Raw genomic sequence first — 4,207 nt, 5'->3', positions numbered from 1 at the left:
CGAAGAACAGGATTCAGACCAGGATCAAGCGCTCAAGCGCTCTCGTCTCTCTTAATAACCGCCAGCCAGGAATGCCTGCATTCCTGGCTGGCTGGGGTTTTTGAGCTTTTTGCATTTTTTCAGCACGCTGTTGGGTGTTCGTGATTCATCATTGCTAAATGACTTATATCAATCTACAATGTTCAATTTTTCGCCTCAAAGAGATTGATTGAGCCAGTATGAACTCTTTAAAAACCCCATCGCAACACGCCGCACACCCCATCGCTCGCCGTATTCCCTGGACGATATGGAAACATGAATTTGATTATCAAGCGGTTGCTCAGGAACTCGCGTTCATGGATTTGGATTTCGACACCTTTTGGCAGCGTGTGAATCGTTGGTACAAACCTTATAAAGCTTTGTTGTGCATGTTCTTGGGGCATCAGGAGGCTTCTTCTGAAGAATTGTTATCTGTGCTCTTGAAGGTTAATAGGAACCATTTGCATGATGTGCTCAAGGCGCTGTTGGTTATGGGACGTATAGATCTTCTGGAGCGTTACATCACGCACCCTGATGTCAAAATGGCTCCTAAAGCTCTGCAACGCTTTTGGATTAGTGGATGCGTTACTGCTGCACAATACGGTACTCTATCGTTCATGCAATTTCTGGCACAGCGCTTAACACCTGCGCAGTGGTGGAATGCGATTGAAGCCGATGATTTTGCTGTGTACATCCAAGCAGCAGCAAATGGCCAAATGGCTTTTTTGCACTATCTTGAAAATAACTCCAATCCTATTAACCGACGTGTGGCTGTACTGGTTCAGAATTCTCGGGCATTCAGAGAGGCGTTATCAAACGGGCATACTGAGATAATAATACATCTGGATACCCTGATGTTACCGGAGTACAGGAACGCAGCGCTTGCAGCGGATGACTTTGGCGCTCTGCTAAAGGCTGCGGCAAACGGTCATACCGCTACCCTGGAATATGCTGAACGATGGATGACGGAAGAGCACATCATGGCCATGGTTCAGACCAACCGATTTGAGGCGTACCGAAAGGCGGCTGCCAATGGACACACGGATACCTTGCGCTACCTGGAACGCCGAATGAGTCCAGAAGACATCAATACCGCGATTCGGGAAAATCACTTTGAGGCCTATCAAGAGGCTGCCGCACAGGGATGTGTTGAGAATCTGCAGTATCTTGAGTCGCACATGACGGAAAATCAACGAACTGCTTCAGTTGTCGCCGGTTACTATCAGGCATACCGCCAAGCTGCTATAAACGGCCATGTCGCTGCCATGCAGTACCTGGAGTCACGAATGCTCTCCGGACGCAAGCCTGCCGCATTACGAGCAAATCAATATGAGGTGGTGCGAGCTGCGGCCGAAAGAGGCGATGTTCCGACCCTCGAGCAGTTGCAAACAGGGATAGATGACGGTATCTGGAGAGAGGCACTGAGTGTCAATGATTACAAAATCTATGGTAAGGCTGCAGAACAGGGTGATATGGCGCTCCTGCTGTATTTGGAACGCTGTATGACTGAGGAACAAATAATTGAAGCGCGTTCAATGTCTAACTATGAAGGTGATGGCTGCACGCCGTATATTCAAGCCATCAGAAACGGTCATATGGAGATGGTGCAGCACCTCGAATCCAGGATGACGTCTGAACAAGTATTCGAGGCCTGTCAATGCAGTGATTTTAACCCCTATGCCCTGACGGACAATCTCGATATACTCAAACACTTGGAGTCTCGTCTGTCCAAGGTACAAATCTACAGTATTATAAGTGCAGACTCCTGGTCTGCATACGAAGAGGTCTTGAGTGGTCCAAACCTCGCCATTACAGAGTACCTCGAAACTTTTATGACTGTTGATGAAATTAAGCAGAAGTTAAGGGCGAATAATTATAATGTTTCTCATTGTGCAATAGGCTCTGGTTGCCTTTCGAACCTCAGGCACATAGAGCAATATCTGGATAAAACAGAAATTCAGTGCATGCTTCAAAATAATAACTACGAAAAGTACCGCCATGTCATATACCGTGGCTTTATTGATATTGCGAAGTACTTTGAAGAACACTTTCTATCGCATGAAGAAATTAGGAATATAATTCAATCCCATGGTTATGCATCGGTCCGAACTGTTTTATTAAGAAATAATGAAATCAGCGAGTACTTTAAAAGGTTTATGACCCCTGAAGAAATAAATGAAGCGCTCCGGAATAACCGTCTTGAAGGATGGGTATCTGCTCTTTTAGGCAATCATCTGGAATACCAGGATCTCCTTGAAGGCTTCATATCACTTGATGAAATGAAGTGGATGCTTCAAAAGAATGATTTTCATGTATTCAAAGAGATAGTCTCCAATGGCCATATCAAAACTCTTCAGCATGTGCTTGAATTAATGCCTTCGGATTTTATGGCGGCAGCACTGCAGTCGAAAGATTATGAAGCATACAGAAAGGCTCTTAGAATGTTTAGGATTGACGTTTTGCCTTACCTTGAGTCCTACATGCCTCCTGAACAAATTTGTGCCGCAATTGTGTCTAATAATTATCGTTCTTATGTACAGGCAACGCGACATCCCGACGTCGCGCCTTATGTGGAGAGACGATTAAAGCAACTGGGATCTCCTCAGATTCCTGACCGGGTTATCGCCGATATCTACATTGATGCTGCGGCAGGTGGCAATACATCAATTTTGCGGCACCTGGAACGCTCGATGACTCCAGAATTTTTGAACACTGTACTCCGATGCCTTTGCCGAATCGATGATTTTCAAGAGGTATTTAACACCGAATCTTTTAATGGATTTCGTCTCACCAAATGCGCTAAAACACATCCCGATACACTGTGGCATCTTCTGCACTACCCGACATTTATAGATTGGGCTCTTTTGCATCAGGAGGAGTGTGGTGATGTATTGCCGGTATTTTTGTACGAGCGCTGTGAGGTATGGCAAGCTGAAGCAAGAGCCTTTGCCGAGAGTAATCCAGACTCAGTCTTTACGTTGGATGAGGCGAATACCGCTTTTGCTCTGCGTGCGGCAATAGGATTTACTCGACATAACAATCCCTCATCGCAACAGCTTTTGCACTTTTTACTGCATCTACCCAGCGTACGTGCCCAGGCACATACGGTGCTTCTCAATGAGGAAAACGCACTCCTGCGTGCAGCAATTCGTCACCAAAACCAGGGGGCGATTCAACTGCTCATGGCAATACCGCAGGTGTACGAACTGGCGCAAGCCCATAATTATTATGCCGATGACGTTACCGGTGATGTGGACATCCGAACCATAGTAGAGGATAGGGAATCGTCTTTACGTGCTTTATCACCGTTGGAGCAACTTCGCTTCTCTCGTCTTAAAGAACATTATGCGCATACGGCTTTCCTCAGCACAGACCATTTATTGGAAGAGCTGCGTGACTATCTACGCAAACGTTATGAAGCCAAACCGGCTCGCATCACTCTTCATGGAAAGGACCTCGTCCTGCCCCTGACCTGGGAGGCGTTTCAGCAGCTTGGCCTCAGCGGGGAAGCGCGCGCCAGTGCATTGAGGGCTTATTACGTACATGATGTGCATACTGCGCTGCGCTGGATACTGAAACCCAACCCATGGATGGCGGCTAATGCATCTTTTGCTGAGGGAGAGCCGCAGGCGGGATTGGGTTATGCGCCATTTGAGGGATACAGCAAAGAGATTGTACTTCTTTGGGCTGCGGCAACCGACGAAAAGGCGGAGCCAACCCAGGGACATACTCTTAAAGGGCGGATCAATCATTTTATCGCTGAGCTTGCCCTCATCAATCGCGCCCATAATTGGGATAAAATACGTCCTGCAAAACGCCGTGATGGTAGAGAGGTTAAGGAGTATTACGATGATCAGAAAGGCGATAATCCAAGTTGTTATTCAGGCTGCCTGCGTCGTCTTTTTCAATCGATTATTGGCCATCCTCAGTTGCGTGCACTTGGAACTGAACTTCTTGATGAAGAACTTCGTGAGTTCGCACGAGGGCATTTTGCTTCCCGAATCACCCCTGATAACCTGAAGCAACTTGGTGATATAAAGCAAGTACTGGTCGATATGGACGCATTAAATGAGCAGCAGAGAGAACTTCTTCGCGGACTGGACATTTCTGAGCAGGAATTCAATGCGTTTATAGAGAAACTGTCTGAAAAATATAAAATGGAATGGAAGCCAGTCCATGTGGCGTATCT

Annotated in this window: 1 protein-coding gene; it reads left to right on the top strand. The window is 46.6% G+C overall.

The features are described from left to right. Positions 1-218 precede the first annotated feature (218 nt). Positions 219-4,207: SEL1-like repeat protein (locus G543_RS17665; protein WP_035921992.1), on the top strand; the 3,989-nt coding region annotated here is incomplete at its 3' end.

The organism is Legionella moravica DSM 19234, from assembly GCF_000423305.1.
In the GTDB taxonomy this organism is placed as follows: Bacteria; Pseudomonadota; Gammaproteobacteria; order Legionellales; family Legionellaceae; genus Legionella; species Legionella moravica.
The sequence above is the reverse complement of the archived record's forward strand: the minus strand, read 5'-3'. Positions and strand labels throughout refer to the sequence as shown.